Source organism: Bartonella sp. AP57NXGY (assembly GCF_042195805.1).
In the GTDB taxonomy this organism is placed as follows: domain Bacteria; phylum Pseudomonadota; class Alphaproteobacteria; order Rhizobiales; family Rhizobiaceae; genus Bartonella.
Window position 1 is genome coordinate 1 of record NZ_JBHIOZ010000078.1, and the last position, 1,145, is coordinate 1,145.

The 1,145-nt window shown below is 38.7% G+C and carries 1 protein-coding gene; it reads right to left on the reverse strand.

The genetic code is table 11. The features are described from left to right. Positions 1-797 (reverse strand): YopJ/AvrA family T3SS effector serine/threonine acetyltransferase (locus ACFIL8_RS07115; protein ID WP_375689261.1); only part of this gene is annotated, 797 nt, incomplete at its 3' end. Positions 798-1,145: the final 348 nt, after the last annotated feature.

Consider the following 1,145-nt stretch of genomic DNA (forward strand, 5'->3'; position numbering starts at 1 on the left):
TTGGCTTTTAGATATTCCCCAAGACGTCTTCTTCCTTGCACGTGTTTGTATAAACGAGCTGGAAGATATGGATCTAATTTTTCAGCAGGTAAAGGCGTGTCTGGTTCACATAACACACCCTTAATATTATCTTTGTGTAGTCTTTCTAATTTTTGAGCTTCGAGATAAAGCTTTTTGGCAAGGCTTAAGCTGAACATCCCACATTCAGAGGAGCTTCGTTGAATATCCATTTCTACTATGGCAAAATGAATATTCGGAAATTGGTGATGTTCAATGGATTGTCGCGTCCTTAATGCAAGTAATGCGGGAAGCGTGTCACGCAGTAAGGTCGGTTCAAAAAAGATCAAAGATGTTTTATTATCAATGGTTTGATGATCGACAACCGCAAAATGAATTCCCCTATCCTGTGCGTTAACGATCAGCCTAGAAGATTTTATGCCCTTTTCGAGCGTTTCTTTGAGAGCAAGGGCAAAGCCGTCAGGGGGGCTTGTAAGTTTGAGATTCATCTCTGGATATTTACGATTTGCTTGATCGACCAAGGCTGGCATCATGTAAAGATCTAAAATATCATAATAATTTTTGATCCAACTGCCATCGGCATTATGCTTTTCTAAACCGGCAATAATATCTTTTAATTCCGCACGATTAAAAGGGGTGTTTTTTATTTTTTCAATGTTAAGCCGTTCTAAATGTGCAGTAAGAGTGTCTAATGATGCATTTGCATGCGCCCCTTCAGGTGCACTTGCACCTTCTGGGGTTTGTGAGGAATGTGGTGGGGGAGAATCTTGTGGCTTCATAATCTTAGCCTCTATGTTGATGATCGATAAGTGATATTATCTTCTTCAATTCTGGCTAAACAATGTTTTGAAAAACAAGCCTTTGCATCTTGAAAGGTGAGGCGATGAGAGCATAATAATGCTGTTTTCATATTTTTATGCGTGTATTGCTCATCATTGCTGTGATGTATGATATTGGTATTTTATGGGGGGATTATTAGGGCGTTCTATTGAGAGCCCTTATTGAATACCACTTGTTTTGAAAATCTCAAAATTATGGGGCTGTTGGTGATGCAAATTGTGTAATGCAAAAGAAAACAGTCAGAAAAGGACGAAAGATACCTTCAAACCGTAAAGTTTTAAACATTG